General features: G+C 65.3%; 1 pseudogene. It reads left to right on the top strand.

Annotated features, from left to right (window positions below):
* Positions 1-283, top strand: a pseudogene (locus tag MTR72_RS40290) (IS110 family transposase); the annotation flags it as partial.
* Positions 284-329: the final 46 nt, after the last annotated feature.

The following is a 329-nucleotide window of genomic DNA, read 5'->3' on the forward strand; positions in this document are numbered from 1 at the left end:
TAAGGCGGGCGATGGCGACGTGCGGCGGGCGCTTTATGAGGCGGCCTCCGCGTTGCTGACCCGCTTCAAGCGCAAGGACAAGGTCAAGACCTGGGGGCTTGCGATCGCCAAGCGCACGAGCCACCGCAAGGCGACCGTTGCGGTGGCACGCAAGCTTGCGGTGATCATGCATGCGATGTGGGTCGATGGCACGTTTTATTGCGGCGATCCGGCGGCCTCGCAGGCGGACGTGCGGGCACGTGCCGCCGTCAAGGAGCGCAAGCTGCTCGGAGCCCATGCATGACCAACCCGAGCCGATTGCAGATCAATGACCCGATGACCGCAAGGCT

This window comes from Bradyrhizobium sp. ISRA442, assembly GCF_038085055.1.
Taxonomy (GTDB): domain Bacteria; phylum Pseudomonadota; class Alphaproteobacteria; order Rhizobiales; family Xanthobacteraceae; genus Bradyrhizobium.